We start from the raw sequence: 14,897 nt of genomic DNA on the forward strand, positions 1-14,897 counted from the left end.
AACCGGCGCTACTGCCGTGAGAGGGCAGCGTGCTAGGCCGCTACACAACGGGGGCCTTGCAGAGTTGACCTCTGCTGTTGCAGATAAGCTCTGCGAGCTGGCCTACCAGGACTCGAACCTAGACTAACGGAACCAGAAACCGTCGTGCTGCCAATTACACCATAGGCCACTGAAACACAACCCCCGACGGGGATTCCGTTCTAGCTAGCGCCTCCGGTTTTCAGACCTTTCGGCCCGCTCTCCGGCGGCGCAGGAAGAACATTACCTGAAGGTGGACGGCGCTCCAAAACGGGTATCAGCGCCGAGGATCACGGGGAGTTCGGCCAGCGAGGCGATCCGGTGCGGGCCCGTCGGACCGCTCTCCGGGACGGTGTGAGCACCGCCACGGTCGATCCAGATCGAGAGCATCCCCGCCTCGAAGGCGCCGCGTCCGTCGATCTCCGGGTGGTCGCCGACGTACGCGACCTGGTGCGGAGGCAGCCCGAGGGCGTCGCAGGCGGCGTGGAAGGCTGCCACGGCGGGCTTGGAGACGCCCAGCTCGGCCGCGCACAGGACGGTCTCGAAGCGGTCGCGTACGCCCAGGACGCGGAGTTTGCGGTCCTGGTTGGGGAAGCTGGAGTTGGACAGGACCGCGTGCCGGTGACTGGCGGCGAGGGCGTCCAGGGCGGGCAGGGTGTCCGGGAAGAGGGCCCAGGCGGCTTCGTAGTGGCCGGCGTACCGCCCGAACCAGTCGTCGGCCTCGGCGTCATCGAGGGGCTCCCCCAGGAACGCCCTGACCCGGTCCCGGCGCTGGCCCTGCCAGTCCGACTCCCCCGCCGCGAACCTCGCCCACTGGGCGTCGGTGATCTCCCGCCAGCGTGCGAGGGCCTGCTCGACGGACTCGTACGCGTCGAGCAGGCCCTCGGCCGCCAAGTGCCCGCGCATCCCGGCCCGGTCGGCGCCCGTGTAGTCGAAGAGCGTGTCGTCCACGTCCCAGACCAAGGCCTTGATGCTCATGATCCGACGGTAACTCCGGGTGGGGGCGCGTGTCTGTCGCTCGGCGCACAAAGGGGGCGGCGCCCGGACCGGACGCCGCCCCCCTGTCGGCTAAAGCTTCGCCAGCGCCGCGTCGATGCGTGCGAGCGCCTTCTCCTTGCCCAGGATCTCCAGGGACTCGAAGAGCGGCAGGCCGACGGTGCGCCCTGTGACGGCGACGCGGACCGGGGCCTGGGCCTTGCCGAGCTTGAGGCCGTGCTCCTCACCGGCGGCCAGGACGGCGTTCTTCAGCGCCTCAGCGTCCGACCAGTCCGCACCGGAGAGCTTCTCCCGCGCCGTACGCAGCAGCGCGTCGCTGCCCTCCTTCATGGCCTTCGTCCAGGACGGCTCGTCGAAGGCCGGCTCCGGAAGGAACAGGAAGTCGACGTTGGCCGTGATCTCGGAGAGGACCTTGAGGCGGGTCTGTGCGTGCGGGGCGATCGCCTGCCACTTCGCCTCGTCGAAGTCCTCCGGCGCCCACGGCGCGAACGGGGCCCTCAGCCAGGGGGCGCAGCGCTCGGTGAAGTCCTTCACGTCGAGCAGCCGGATGTGGTCGCCGTTGATCGCTTCGCACTTCTTGAGGTCGAAGCGGGCCGGGTTGGGGTTCACGTCCACGATGTCGAAGGCGGCGACCATCTCCTCGATCGAGAAGATGTCACGGTCCGCCGACAGCGACCAGCCGAGCAGGGAGAGGTAGTTGAGCAGGCCCTCGGGGAGGAACCCGCGCTCCCTGTAGAGGTTCAGCGACGACTCCGGGTCGCGCTTGGAGAGCTTCTTGTTGCCCTCACCCATGACGTACGGGAGGTGGCCGAAGGCCGGGGTCTCCTTGGCGATGCCCAGCTCGATCAGCGCCTTGTAGAGGGCGATCTGGCGCGGGGTGGAGGAGAGCAGGTCCTCGCCGCGCAGGACGTGGGTGATCTCCATCAGGGCGTCGTCGACCGGGTTGACGAGCGTGTACAGGGGCGCACCGTTGGCTCGTACGATCCCGAAGTCCGGGACGTTCTCCGCGAGGTAGGTGATCTCGCCGCGGACCAGGTCCGTGAAGGTGATCGTCTCGTCGGGCATGCGGAAGCGGACGATGGGCGTGCGGCCCTCCGCCTTGTACGTCTCGACCTGTTCGGCGGTGAGCGCGCGGCAGTGGCCGTCGTAGCCGGAGGGCTTGCCGGCGGCGCGGGCGGCGTCGCGGCGGGCGTCCAGCTCCTCGGTCGAGCAGTAGCAGTGGTACGCGTGGCCCGCGTCCAGGAGTTTCTGGGCGACGTCCTTGTAGAGGTCCATCCGCTGGGACTGACGGTACGGCGCGTGCGGGCCGCCGATCTCGGGGCCCTCGTCCCAGTCGAAGCCCAGCCAGCGCATCGAGTCGAGCAGCTGGTCGTAGGACTCCTCGGAGTCACGGGCCGCGTCGGTGTCCTCGATGCGGAAGACCAGTGTGCCTTCGTTGTGCCGGGCGAACGCCCAGTTGAACAGAGCGGTGCGGACCAGGCCCACGTGGGGGTTGCCGGTCGGGGAGGGACAGAAACGTACGCGGACGGATCCGTTAGCCACGCTTGATCACCTTGTTGGTGAGAGTGCCGATACCTTCGATGGTGACGGCGACCTCGTCGCCGACGTTCAGGGGGCCGACCCCCGAGGGGGTGCCCGTGAGGATCACGTCGCCGGGGAGCAGCGTCATGGCCTCGGTGATGTTCACGATCAGATCCTCGATGGAGTGGATCATCTCGCTGGTGCTGCCGAGTTGGCGTTGCTGCCCGTTGACCGTGCACTGGATGGTGATGCCCTCGGCGATCGCGGCGAGGTCCACGTCCGTCTCCACCCAGGGGCCGAGCGGGCAGGCGCCGTCGAAGCCCTTGGCCCTGGCCCACTGCTTCTCGCGCTTCTGGACGTCGCGTGCGGTGACGTCGTTGGCGCAGGTGTAGCCGAGGATGACGTCCTTGACGCGCTCGCGCGGGACCTCGCGGCACATCCGGCCGATGACCACGGCCAGCTCGGCCTCGTGGTGCAGGTCGTTCGAGAAGGACGGGTACTGGATCTCGTCGCCGGAGCCGATCACGGAGGTCGACGGCTTGAAGAAGGCGAACGGGGCGTCGGGTACTTCGTTGCCGAGTTCCCGGGCGTGCTCGGCGTAGTTGCGACCGAAGGCCACGACCTTGTTGGGGAGCACCGGGGGCAGCAGCCGCACCTTGCTCAGGGGGACCTTCGTGCCGGAGAGCTCGAAGTCCGCGAACGGGATGCCCTTGATGATGTCGAGGACGAGCTCGTCCGGCTTGTCGCCCTCGACCGCGCCGAAGGCGACGTTGCCGTCGATGGAGAACCTGGCGATGCGCACGGGATCGTTGCGCCCCTCACTGAGCTGGCTGGAGTAGGACACTCCAGGCTAGCGCGGGAAGGGCCGGGCGCCGCGCGCATATCGGCGGGCGCCCGGCATCCGTACGCCGACGGCTCGGGCAGCGGGCCGCCGACGGGCGCACTACTCCGCGATCGCGGCGGCGACCGGCGCTTCCATGAGGATGGTGCGGCGGGGGTTGGCGGTCTGGGCGGGGAGGTCGACCGAGTGCTCCGGCTGCTCCGGCGTGCGCAGCTCGTCGGCGTCCTGGAGGTGGGCCAGCGTGGTGCGTCGCGGGTTGGCTATGTTGCGGAACATCATCGTCGTCTTCACTGTTGTAGTCGACCTTGTCGTCGTGGGCGCCGGGCGCGGGCTTCAAGAGGCCCCGTGCAGGCGCGGGTTGTCGGATTCGCCATCCCTGTAAAGCGTCAGGCTAAACATGCAATTCCCGGGCGAAGCCGTGGGGACGCCATGATCGTGGTGTGAGTTTCCTCACTTACTAACAGGCAAAGCGGTCAATTCAGGCTGCGGGTCCGACCCGGCGAAACGGGCATTGCTCCACTGAAGCCGACATTCCGCTCCTGATCATGTCGACTGGGACACCCGGAGCGCTCCAACACCTCGTAGGCATAAGTCCGTTATGTACGGGATCACTTTCTACGTCTCGTGACGCAGCCCTCACAAGCTGTCACGGAGGTCACAGCCTGGTACTCGGCCCTTGTTGGAGATCCGGCACTGTGCTGGAATTCCACGGACCGCCGCGGGATCGAACCGGCGCGCAGGGGGCGCAACGCAGCGCCGAGTGGCGGCGGGAAAGGGGATCCAGCGCCGGTCACTGACGACCACCAGGGGGCGCATCTGCGCCCCTGAACGACGCCGACACCGTCCCACCGTTTTCACGGAGGGGCGCCTGGTCCAGAGGTTGCGACGCTAGTGCAGGGACGATTCAAGAGGGATGGCAGCGCTCCGGCGGAGCCGGAGCCGCACGGCGGGACTGGCCCCACTAAAGGCAGTTCCTCGCCCCAGCACGCCCAGAACCCGGGACCGGCACAGGTCGGCGGCAGCGGTGAGCGTTCCGCGCGCCCCGGCGCGACGGCTCCCGCCAAACCGGCCGCGAGGAATTCGAAGGGCCCGACGGGCGCCGGCTCGCGAATAGCTCTGCGCAACTGGCGCATCTCCACACGTCTGGTCTCGCTGCTCGCGCTCCCCGTGGTCGCCGCGACCTCGCTCGGCGCACTGCGCATCAACCAGTCGATGGACGACATCCAGCAGCTCGACAACATGAAGCTGCTCACCGACATCACCAAGCAGGCGACCGAGCTCTCGGCCGCGCTCCAGAAGGAGCGCGACACGACGGCGGGGCCGCTGGTGCACGGCACCGCGGCCACCTCCCCCACGGTCAAGGGCGTCCGCGATGCCACCGACATCGCGAAGAAGAACTTCCTCGAGGGCGTCCAGGAGATCGACGACTCCAGCGCGGACAACCAGCTCACCGGCGTACGGGACAGCCTCGTCGGCCTGACGCGCGAATTGCAGAAGCTCACCAGCATCCGCAGCGACGCCTACGACGAGCCCAACAACTCCACGCAGACGGTCGAGGCGTACCACCGCGTCATCACCCAGCTCCTCGACCTCTCGCAGGACATGGCCGAGGCCACCAGCAACCCGGAGATGATCCAGCGCACGCGTGCGCTGGCGGCCTTCTCCTCGGCCAAGGAGTACGCCTCCGTCCAGCGCGCGGTCATCGCCGCCGCGCTGCCCGAGAGCAACACGACCTTCGGCAACCTGTCCGAGAACGACCGGCAGTACGCGCTCTCGGCGCAGCAGAGCCAGGAGTCCGACCTCAGCAGCTTCGAGAGCATCTACGGAGAAGGTTCCGCGGAGCTCCTCAAGCCCATCGAGAGCGGCAACCCGACCATCGAGGCAGCCGACGACTACGCCAGGCGTGTGCTGGCCAGCAAGAACGGTCTGGCGACGCGGGACAAGCGCTCGTATCTGGACTGGGTCGACGATGACTCGACCAAGCTCGGGCAGATGTCCAACATCGAGACCACGCTGCTCGGCGAGATGGAGCAGAAGGCCCGTGAGCTGCGCAACGCGGCCGAGAGTGAAGCGATCATCTCGGGTGCGCTGATCCTCCTCGTCCTCGGTGTCTCGCTGGTCGGCGCCTTCGTCGTGGCCCGGTCCATGATCCGCTCGCTGCGCCGGCTCCAGGACACCGCGACCAAGGTCGCCCAGGAGCGGCTGCCCGAGCTGGTCAAGCAGCTCTCCGAGTCCGACCCGCAGGACGTCGACACCTCCGTCGAGTCGGTCGGTGTGCACTCCCGGGACGAGATCGGCCAGGTCGCCGCGGCCTTCGACGACGTGCACCGCGAGGCCGTACGACTGGCCGCCGAGCAGGCCCTCCTGCGAGGCAACGTCAACGCGATGTTCACCAACCTCTCGCGCCGCTCGCAGGGCCTCATCCAGCGTCAGCTCTCGCTCATCTCCGAACTGGAGTCCCGCGAGGCCGACCCGGACCAGCTGTCCTCGCTCTTCAAGCTCGACCACCTCGCGACCCGCATGCGCCGTAACGGTGAGAACCTGCTGGTGCTCGCCGGTGAAGAGCCCGGCCGACGCTGGACCCGCCCGGTCCCGCTGGTCGACGTGCTCCGCGCCGCCGCCTCCGAGGTGGAGCAGTACGAGCGCATCGAGCTGTCCTCCGTGCCGACCACCGAAGTGGCCGGCCGTGTGGTCAACGACCTCGTGCACCTGCTCGCCGAGCTGCTGGAGAACGCCACCTCGTTCTCCTCCCCGCAGACCAAGGTCAAGGTCACCGGTCACGCGCTGCCCGACGGCCGCGTGCTGATCGAGATCCACGACACCGGTATCGGCCTCTCCCCCGAGGACCTCGCGGCGATCAACGAGCGGCTCGCCTCGCCGCCCACCGTGGACGTCTCGGTGTCGCGCCGCATGGGTCTGTTCGTGGTCGGCCGTCTGTCCCAGCGCCACGGCATCCGTATCCAGCTGCGCCCGTCCGACTCCGGCGGCACGACCGCCCTCGTCATGCTTCCCGTCGATGTCGCCCAGGGCGGCAAGAAGGTTCCGAACAAGCCGGGTCAGGGCGCCGGTCCGGCTGCCTCGCAGGCCTCCGCCGGTGTCGCCGCGGCCCGCCGTGGCAACGGCCAGGGCGGTCCGGCCCTCGGTGGCGGCGGCAACCCCGGACGCGTCGGTGCCCCGCCGCAGCGCGGGCAGGTCGGCGCGGGCCAGGGTCCGCGTGCCGCACTCCCCGGCAGCCAGGGCGGTCGCCCGGGCGGACCGCGTGGACCGCAGGGTCCGGGCAATCCGCCGCAGGGCAGGCCCGCTCCGGCCGGTGCCGGTGTCAACGCCTTCGGGCAGAGCGCGCCGGGTGCCCCGCAGGGCCTGCAGGCCGCGGGAACCGGCGCACAGGGCTTCGGCGACGGATCCGGCGCCCGTCAGGGCGGGTTCGGTGACGCGTCCGGCAACCGGCAGAGCGGTTTCGGCGACGCGCCGGGCGCGCGGCAGAGCGGCCCCCCGACCGCACCCCCGCAGCAGCCATCGGCCGGCAAGGGCAGCCGTCGCAGGCCGCAACTGCCGGGCCGTGGTGGCGCACGCGCCGAACTCCCCGGTGGCAACACGCAGTCGCGGCCGAGCTGGAGCGACGACAACGCCCAGCCGCCCGTGCCGCGCGCATCCCTCGACACCCCGCGTGGCCACGAGGAGCCCGACTCCACCTCGCGCATGCCGCGCTACGACGACCGTCAGAACCCGGCTGCCACTGCTGCCACTTCTGAGTTTCCGCGGATCGACGACCGCCAAGGTCCCGCCGCCACCTCGGGGTTTGCCCGCCCCGACTTCGACGCTCCGCGCCCCGGTGCCGTTCCGCCGCAGAACCCCGGGCAGGGCGCCGGGCAGTACTCGGGTCAGAACCCCGTACAGAACTCCGGTCAGTTCGTCCGCCCGGATGTCTTCGGTTCCGCGGGCCAGAACCCGCCGTCCGCCACGGGCCAGTTCGCCACCCCGGGCTACGGCGCCACCCAGGACCCGTCGTCCACCGGCCAGTTCGCGGCTCCCGGGTACGGCAACGGCCAGGGCCCTTCGTCCACCGGCCAGTTCGAGCGGCCGCAGGTACCGCAGCGGTCGGCGGCGCCTCCGCAGCGGCCCGTGCCGCCGCCGGAGCCCGAGGCCCTGCCGCCGGCGGGCCCCGGTGACGGACGTACGCCGCTGTACGACACGCTGGAGACCAACTGGTTCCACGGTCAGCAGGCCGCGGCGGCAGCAGCCCAGAACCAGACCAACGGCTCGCAGGTGCCACCCCCGGCCCCGCAGCCGCAGGCGGCACCCGTGGTTCCCCCGCGACCCGCCGCCGCGCCGGCCGCCTCCCCGGCGTCCTGGCGCACCTCGCCGAACGACGACCTCGTCCGGCAGGCAGAACGCGTCCGTCAGCCGTCGGCGGGCGGAGTCACCACCTCAGGCCTGCCGCGCCGCGTCCCGCGAGCCAACCTCGTCGCGGGTACGGCACAGCAGCAAACGCACCAAACCGGTCCGCAGGTCTCGCGTGCGCCCGATGACGTACGCGGCCGGCTGACCAATCTCCGTCGGGGCATTCAGCAGGGTCGCCAGGCCGGCACCGGCCAGACCGGTAGCTTCCCCAGCCCCACTCACCAGCAGGAGCACTAGTTGAGTCAGATGAGCCAGGCCGCACAGAACCTGAACTGGTTGATCACCAACTTCGTGGACAACACCCCGGGGGTGTCCCACACCGTCGTCGTGTCCGCCGACGGTCTCCTTCTGGCGATGTCCGAAGGCTTCCCGCGCGACCGCGCCGACCAGCTCGCGGCGGTCGCGTCCGGGCTCACCTCGCTGACGGCCGGGGCATCCCGGATCTTCGAGGGCGGCTCGGTGGCTCAGACAGTCGTGGAGATGGAGCGCGGATTCCTTTTCCTGATGTCCGTTTCGGATGGATCGTCCCTGGCGGTTCTCTCCCACCCGGACTGCGACATCGGCCTTGTCGGCTACGAGATGGCGCTGCTCGTCGACCGCGCGGGCGCAGTGCTCACGCCGGACCTGCGCGCCGAACTACAGGGAAGTCTGCTCCACTAACGGCTCTGGGTTCTACCCACGGCACGAAATCACCGTCCGGCCGACACAATGTCCCCTCACCGGCCCCAACAGACGGCACGACTGACTCACTTGCTGTCCCGCCCGGAGGATTCATGACCCCGCCCAACGCCTCTCATGATCCGTACGCACATACGTACGAGGATGAGGGCGACCAGCCGCTGGTACGTCCCTACGCGATGACCGGCGGCCGGACGCGGCCGCGCTACCAGCTCGCCATCGAGGCACTGATCAGCACCACGGCCGACCCGGCGCAGCTGATGGGGCTGCTCCCCGAGCACCAGCGGATCTGCCACCTGTGCCGTGAGGTGAAGTCCGTCGCCGAGGTATCGGCACTTCTGTCCATGCCACTGGGTGTGGCACGGATCCTTGTCGCGGACCTCGCCGAGGCCGGACTCGTCGCCATCCATCAGCCGGGCGGCGACGAGAGCAACGGCGGCGCGCCGGACGTGACTTTGCTCGAAAGGGTGCTCAGTGGACTTCGCAAGCTCTGACGGAGGCCGGGCGACCACCTCCGCGAAGATCGTGGTGGCGGGTGGCTTCGGCGTCGGCAAGACCACGTTCGTGGGCGCCGTCTCGGAGATCAACCCGCTGCGCACGGAGGCCGTCATGACGTCCGCGTCCGCGGGCATCGACGACCTCACCCACACCGGGGACAAGACCACCACCACGGTGGCCATGGACTTCGGACGCATCACCCTGGACCAGGACCTGATCCTGTACCTGTTCGGTACGCCGGGTCAGGACCGTTTCTGGTTCATGTGGGACGACCTGGTCCGCGGCGCCATCGGCGCGGTGGTATTGGTCGACACCCGGCGGCTCGCCGACTGCTTCCCCGCGGTCGACTACTTCGAGAACTCCGGGCTGCCGTTCGTCATCGCCCTCAACGGCTTCGACGGGCACCAGCCGTACAACCCCGAGGAGGTCCGTGAGGCCCTCCAGATCGGGCCGGACGCTCCGATCATCACCACGGACGCCCGGCATCGCGCGGACGCGAAGAGCGCACTGATCACGCTCGTCGAGCACGCGCTCATGGCCCGTCTGCGGTAGTGGGCGGCAGGGCCGGGGCAACGAATGGTGCCTTTATCACGGCCCACAAGTCGACAGTTCCATAAGGCAGTTGTCGTAGATGCCCTGGAGCCGGCTGTGTCGTTTGACACGGTCGGCGACAGTGTTCATAACGTTTCGACAGACAATTTCACGGGCACCGACACGCATCGCGTTCACCCGGTACCGCTGTGCTCACAAAAGCCCCGCCTTTTGGCGGGGCTCGTTCTTTATGACCGTTTTATCTGGGGCTTACCTCACCTGGAATCATGGGTTCCGAGTGTTTGGAAGGGCGCCGAGTGACGTGCTGGAATGCGCTGACCTGCCCAGTAGTCAAGGGCGCCGGAGACACCGCGGCACAACGTAGGTGCCGACGCCGAGAGGTTTTGGTCGAGTGAGGCGAAGCAAGAACGGTCCCGAGCCGTCGGCACGGGGCAACTTCACCCCGCCGCCGCGTGTCGCGGCGTCCGCACAAATGCCCGGCTCCCAGGAGCCCACGCCGGTACCCGCGCCGAGCGGCAGTCGTTTCTCCCCGCGCAACTGGCGCGTGCCGACCAGACTGAACGCGATTCTGCTCATCCCTGTGGTGGTCGGCCTGGTCATGGGCGGCTTCCAGGTGAGGAGCTCGATCGACACCTGGCAGGAGGCCGAGAACGCCGAGAAGACGGCACGTCTGGTGCAGGCCGCGCTGACCTACGGCGACAAGCTGTACGTCGAGCGCGACGTCAGCGCCGTGCCGCTGCTGACCGGCAAGGGCGAGAAGGACGCGACCGTCGTGAAGGCCCGTGCGGCCACGGACGCGGCGGCCGACGCCTTCGACGAGGCCGCCCAGAACATGCCGCAGACGGCCGGCCTGCAGCGCCGCCTCGAGATCTTCCGCAAGGTCGAGCCCGGCCTCGCCACCCTGCGCAAGGCCGCGTACACCTCCGCCCTCACCGGCGTGCAGACCGAAGAGGGCTACACCCAGATCCAGCACCCACTGTTGGAGTTCTCCAACGAACTCGGTCTGGGCACCGGAAACATCACCAGCTACGGCCGTACGGTCTACGCGATCTCGCTAGCCAAGGCGTCCGCGTCGCTACAGCGGTCCATCGGCATGCACATGCTGATCAAACCCGGCCCCACCGCGACCGACCTCGCCAAGCAGCGCGTCGCCCTCTCCTCGTACGCCTACCTCGAAGGCATCAGCGTCGAGGAGTACATCGGCGGTGGCACCGAGGCCGACGCGGCCAAGCTCGATGCCGCCCAGACGAAACTGAAGTCCGACGGCGCGGCCCAGGCCAAGGCCGCCGCCGAGGCCGCGGCGGCCCAGGGCCAGACCTATGTGCCCCCGCCGTCCGGGGACACCGCAATGGTCTCGGCCCTCGCCACGCTCTCGTCCACGGACCAGAGCGCCCGCGACGCGCTCGCCTCGCAGGGCATCACCGCGGACAACTACTGGGCGGTCAACACCGCCAAGTACAACGCCTACCGCACGATCGAGTCGGATCTGACCGCCAAGGCCGTGGCCGAGGCCTCCAACATCTCCGACAGCGCCAAGCGCGACGCCATCATCACCGGTGCCGCCGTCGTGATCGCCCTGCTCGCCGCGTTCATCCTGGCCGGCATGGTCGCCCGCCAGATGAGCCGCGCGATGCGCCAGCTGCGCAACGCGGCCTTCAACGTGGCCGAGCAGCGCCTGCCGATGCTGGTCGACCAGCTCTCGCGCACCGACCCGGGCCGCGTCGACACCCGCGTACAGCCCATCCCGATCACCACCACGGACGAGATCGGCGAAGTCGCCCGCGCCTTCGACCAGGTCCACCGTGAGGCCGTACGACTGGCCGCCGAGCAGGCCCTCCTGCGAGGCAACATCAACGCGATCTTCACCAACCTGTCGCGCCGCAACCAGTCCCTGATCGAGGGCCAGCTGACCCTGATCACCGACCTGGAGAACAACGAGGCCGACCCGGACCAGCTGGAGAACCTCTTCCGCTTGGACCACCTCGCGACCCGTATGCGCCGCAACGGCGAGAACCTCCTGGTCCTCGCCGGCGAGGAGCCGGGCCGCCGCTGGGACCAGCCGGTGCCCCTCGTGGACGTCCTGCGCGCCGCCTCCTCCGAGGTGGAGCAGTACGAGCGCGTCGAGCTCTCCGGCGTCCCGGAGGCCGAGATCCACGGCCGCGCCGTGACCGACCTCGTGCACCTGCTCGCCGAGCTCCTGGAGAACGCCACGACGTTCTCCTCCCCGCAGACCAAAGTCCGTGTCACCGCGACCCGTCTCCCGGACGGCCGCATCATGGTCGAGATCCACGACAAGGGCATCGGCCTCACCGCCGAGGACTTCGCGGACATCAACCACAAGCTGGCCAACCCGCCGACCGTGGACGCCGCGATCTCGCAGCGCATGGGTCTGTTCGTGGTCGGCCGGCTGTCCGACCGGCACGGCATCCGCGTCCAGCTCCGCCCCTCCGGCGAGCAGGCCGGTACGACCTCCCTGGTCATGCTTCCCGACGCGATCACCCACGGTGGTGGCGGCGGCGAGCAGCAGCTCCAGCGCGACGAGTTCACGGTCTCGCAGATCATGCCGGAGCAGCCGCAGCCGCAGCCGCCGGCCTTCCAGGGCGAGCCGTTCCAGGCCCAGCAGCCCCTGACGGCCGCCGAGCTCGGCTTCGACGACAGCCGCTACGAAGTGCCGGACGACATACGCGAGTTGGACCCCGTGGGCCGCTCGCTGATGCGCGAGGAGCGCCGTGCGGCCCTGGAGGCCCAGGCAGGGGGCCAGCCGGAGGCTCTGGAGGCTCCGAGCTACCAGGAGGGCTTCGAGGCCCAGCAGCCCGCGTACGACAACGGGCAGGCCGTCTATGACAACGGCCAGGCTCAGTACGACAACGGCCAGACCTCGTACGACAACGGGCAGGCGCCCTACGACAACGGGCAGGCCCCGTACGAGGAGCAGCAGGCGACGTACGGCCAGCAGACGGCGTACGAGGAGCCGCAGCAGGGGTCGTACGACGAGACGTACTTCCCGGCGAACGGCGGCTACCCGGAGCCCGCGTATGCGGAGCCGGTCCAGGACGAACACGCGGGGAACGGGAGCGCCGCCCCGGCGACGTTCTCGGCCTTCGCGGAGCCGTCCTACCAGGAGGAGTGGCCGCAGCAGAACGCGCAGCAGAACGCGTACCGGTCCGCGTACGCTCCGGAAGCGGAATCCTCGAAGACCGCTGACGCGGGTGAGCAGGACCGCGTAGGCTTTGGCCGACCGGGGCCTGCCCCTTCCGCCCCGCACGCCCTGACCGACGCCGGTCTCCCGCGTCGCGGTGCCGCCGCGACAGGCAACGGCCAGCGGTCCGTGGAGCGGAAGGACCAGACTCCGCCGGCGACCACGACGGAGGGCCCCGACGACTGGCGCTCGTCCAACGACGACCGGTGGCAGCGCGCCGAGCAGCTCAAGAAGCCCAAGGCCGGCGGGGTCACCCCGTCAGGTCTGCCACGGCGGGTACCGAAGGCCAACCTGGTCGAGGGAACCGCCGAATCGACCCCGCAGGGCGGCCCTCAGGTCTCCCGCGCCCCGGAGGACATCCGGGGCAGGCTGAGCAACCTGCGCCGCGGCGTACAGCAGGGACGCAACGCAGGTAGTGACACGAACACGAACGGCCAGGGCTTCGGTCCTGACAGCACCTACAACCAGGAGCGTTAGTGTGAGCCCGATGAGCCAGGCGGCGCAGAACCTGAACTGGTTGATCACCAACTTCGTGGACAACACCCCTGGGGTGTCCCACACCGTGGTGGTCTCCGCCGACGGACTCCTTCTGGCGATGTCCGAAGGCTTTCCCCGTGACCGCGCCGACCAGTTGGCGGCCGTCGCATCAGGTCTGACCTCGTTGACCGCAGGAGCCTCCCGCATCTTCGAGGGCGGCCACGTGAACCAGACGGTCGTGGAGATGGAGCGGGGATTCCTCTTCATCATGTCCGTTTCCGATGGTTCGTCCCTCGCCGTACTCTCCCACCCCGAAGCGGACATCGGTCTCGTCGGGTACGAGATGGCTCTTCTGGTGGACCGTGCAGGTACGGTCCTGACTCCCGACCTTCGAGCAGAGCTCCAGGGGAGCCTTCTCAACTAACAGACAGACGGTGCGTCTTGGTGTCCTGAGGCCATAAGGTTTCGGGACGCGGTCCCACAGTGATGGGGCCCGGCACAGTCGGAGGAGGAGAAAGTGGCAACACCCCCAGACGGTTCGTCTTCGGGCAACTGGTCGTACGGCCCCGGCCAGGGGCAGGGCGGCCAGGGCGATGGTTCACAGAACCCGAACCGGTACAACTTCCCCTCCGCACCGACCCCTCGGCACCAGCAGCCGTACGCACCCCAGGGTCCCGGGCCTTCTCCGTACGACCAGCCGTCGGCGCCGCGCATCCAGCCCGTGCAGCCGCAGCGCCGCAACCCCGAGCCGTCACCGGCCGGGTCCACGCACAACCCTCTGGTACGCCCGTACGCCATGACGGGCGGCCGTACCAGGCCCCGCTACCAGCTCGCCATCGAGGCGCTGGTGCACACCACCGCACAACCGCACCAGATGCAGGGCCAGTTGCCCGAGCATCAGCGGATCTGCAACCTCTGCCGGGAGATCAAGTCGGTGGCCGAAATCTCGGCGCTGCTGACGATCCCTCTCGGTGTGGCCAGGATTCTCGTCGCCGACTTGGCAGAGGCGGGCCTGGTCGCCATCCATCAGCCCGGCGGTGACGAGAACGCCGGCGGTCAGCCAGACGTGACTTTGCTCGAAAGGGTGCTCAGTGGACTTCGCAAGCTCTAGCGGAGGGCCTTCCCGCTCCACCACGTCCGCGAAGATCGTGGTGGCGGGCGGCTTCGGCGTGGGCAAGACCACGTTCGTCGGGGCCGTCTCGGAGATCAACCCGCTGCGTACCGAGGCCGTCATGACGTCCGCGTCCGCGGGCATCGACGACCTCACGCACACCGGAGACAAGACGACGACCACCGTCGCCATGGACTTCGGACGCATCACCCTGGACCAGGACCTGATCCTGTACCTGTTCGGTACGCCGGGCCAGGACCGTTTCTGGTTCATGTGGGACGACCTGGTCCGCGGCGCCATCGGCGCGATCGTGCTCGTGGACACCCGGCGGCTCGCCGACTGCTTCCCCGCGGTCGACTACTTCGAGAACTCGGGTCTCCCGTTCGTCATCGCCCTCAACGGCTTCGACGGCAACCAGCCGTACAACCCGGAAGAGGTCCGCGAGGCCCTCCAGATCGGCCCGGACGCTCCGATCATCACGACGGACGCCCGCCACCGCGCGGACGCCAAGAGCGCGCTCATCACGCTCGTCGAGCACGCGCTCATGGCACGTCTGCGGTAGCGGACGGCAGGTACTGGGCATCGGCCCCCGCTTCTCCGTAGGG

The 14,897-nt window shown here is 69.1% G+C and carries 12 protein-coding genes and 1 tRNA gene; 8 read left to right on the forward strand and 5 right to left on the reverse strand.

What is annotated here, in order from left to right; translation table 11 throughout:
* Positions 1-97: 97 nt before the first annotated feature.
* The 5 genes from ACFWP7_RS10285 to ACFWP7_RS10305 all read right to left on the reverse strand — a co-directional run bounded on the left by ACFWP7_RS10285 (position 98) and on the right by ACFWP7_RS10305 (position 3,667).
* Positions 98-169: transfer RNA gene (locus tag ACFWP7_RS10285), tRNA-Gln, on the reverse strand.
* 92 nt (positions 170-261) lie between these two features.
* On the reverse strand, positions 262-996 hold the full coding sequence (locus ACFWP7_RS10290) for an HAD family hydrolase (protein ID WP_384379024.1): 735 nt from the start codon (positions 994-996) through the stop codon (positions 262-264).
* A gap of 90 nt (positions 997-1,086) precedes the next feature.
* On the reverse strand, positions 1,087-2,556 hold the full coding sequence (gene gltX, locus ACFWP7_RS10295; RefSeq protein ID WP_384379027.1) for a glutamate--tRNA ligase: 1,470 nt from the start codon (positions 2,554-2,556) through the stop codon (positions 1,087-1,089).
* Positions 2,549-3,337 (reverse strand): fumarylacetoacetate hydrolase family protein, encoded by a 789-nt coding sequence (locus tag ACFWP7_RS10300; protein ID WP_384379063.1) that lies wholly within the window; start codon positions 3,335-3,337, stop codon positions 2,549-2,551. Before ACFWP7_RS10300 ends, gltX begins: the two co-directional genes overlap by 8 nt.
* Before the next feature lie 141 nt (positions 3,338-3,478).
* Complete coding sequence (locus tag ACFWP7_RS10305; RefSeq protein ID WP_384379030.1) at positions 3,479-3,667, reverse strand: hypothetical protein; 189 nt, start codon at positions 3,665-3,667, stop codon at positions 3,479-3,481.
* Between the two features lie 600 nt (positions 3,668-4,267).
* Here ACFWP7_RS10305 and ACFWP7_RS10310 point away from each other — a divergent pair.
* The 8 genes from ACFWP7_RS10310 (at position 4,268) to ACFWP7_RS10345 (ending at position 14,854) form a co-directional block, all read left to right on the forward strand.
* A complete protein-coding gene (locus ACFWP7_RS10310; protein WP_384379033.1) occupies positions 4,268-8,014 on the forward strand; it encodes a nitrate- and nitrite sensing domain-containing protein in 3,747 nt (1,248 codons plus the stop codon).
* 9 nt (positions 8,015-8,023) lie between these two features.
* Positions 8,024-8,437 (forward strand): roadblock/LC7 domain-containing protein, encoded by a 414-nt coding sequence (locus tag ACFWP7_RS10315; RefSeq protein WP_355761633.1) that lies wholly within the window; start codon positions 8,024-8,026, stop codon positions 8,435-8,437.
* Positions 8,438-8,550: 113 nt separating this feature from the next.
* Complete coding sequence (locus ACFWP7_RS10320; protein WP_384379036.1) at positions 8,551-8,949, forward strand: DUF742 domain-containing protein; 399 nt, start codon at positions 8,551-8,553, stop codon at positions 8,947-8,949.
* Positions 8,930-9,505, forward strand: a complete 576-nt coding sequence (locus ACFWP7_RS10325) for an ATP/GTP-binding protein (RefSeq protein ID WP_028802395.1) — start codon at positions 8,930-8,932, stop codon at positions 9,503-9,505. Before ACFWP7_RS10320 ends, ACFWP7_RS10325 begins: the two co-directional genes overlap by 20 nt.
* A gap of 391 nt (positions 9,506-9,896) precedes the next feature.
* Complete coding sequence (locus ACFWP7_RS10330) at positions 9,897-13,181, forward strand: nitrate- and nitrite sensing domain-containing protein (RefSeq protein WP_384379039.1); 3,285 nt, start codon at positions 9,897-9,899, stop codon at positions 13,179-13,181.
* A gap of 10 nt (positions 13,182-13,191) precedes the next feature.
* Positions 13,192-13,605, forward strand: coding sequence for a roadblock/LC7 domain-containing protein (locus ACFWP7_RS10335; protein WP_384379066.1), 414 nt, complete (start codon positions 13,192-13,194; stop codon positions 13,603-13,605).
* A gap of 93 nt (positions 13,606-13,698) precedes the next feature.
* Positions 13,699-14,292: a DUF742 domain-containing protein gene (locus ACFWP7_RS10340; protein ID WP_384379042.1), complete on the forward strand. Its 594-nt coding sequence runs from the start codon at positions 13,699-13,701 to the stop codon at positions 14,290-14,292.
* Positions 14,273-14,854 carry an ATP/GTP-binding protein gene (locus tag ACFWP7_RS10345; protein WP_103554950.1) on the forward strand — a complete coding sequence of 194 codons (582 nt, stop codon included), beginning with the start codon at positions 14,273-14,275 and terminating at the stop codon, positions 14,852-14,854. The genes ACFWP7_RS10340 and ACFWP7_RS10345 overlap by 20 nt, the downstream gene beginning before the upstream one ends.
* Positions 14,855-14,897: the final 43 nt, after the last annotated feature.

Origin of the sequence: Streptomyces sp. NPDC058470 (assembly GCF_042721055.1) — a bacterium.
GTDB lineage: Bacteria > Actinomycetota > Actinomycetes > Streptomycetales > Streptomycetaceae > Streptomyces.

Bases quoted from the DNA above. Each gene is read 5' to 3' on its own strand.
- ACFWP7_RS10290 (WP_384379024.1), bottom strand. From the start codon at position 996: ATGAGCATCAAGGCCTTGGTCTGGGACGTGGACGACACGCTCTTCGAC.
- ACFWP7_RS10320 (WP_384379036.1), top strand. From the start codon at position 8,551: ATGACCCCGCCCAACGCCTCTCATGATCCGTACGCACATACGTACGAG.
- ACFWP7_RS10315 (WP_355761633.1), top strand. From the start codon at position 8,024: ATGAGCCAGGCCGCACAGAACCTGAACTGGTTGATCACCAACTTCGTG.
- ACFWP7_RS10335 (WP_384379066.1), top strand. From the start codon at position 13,192: ATGAGCCAGGCGGCGCAGAACCTGAACTGGTTGATCACCAACTTCGTG.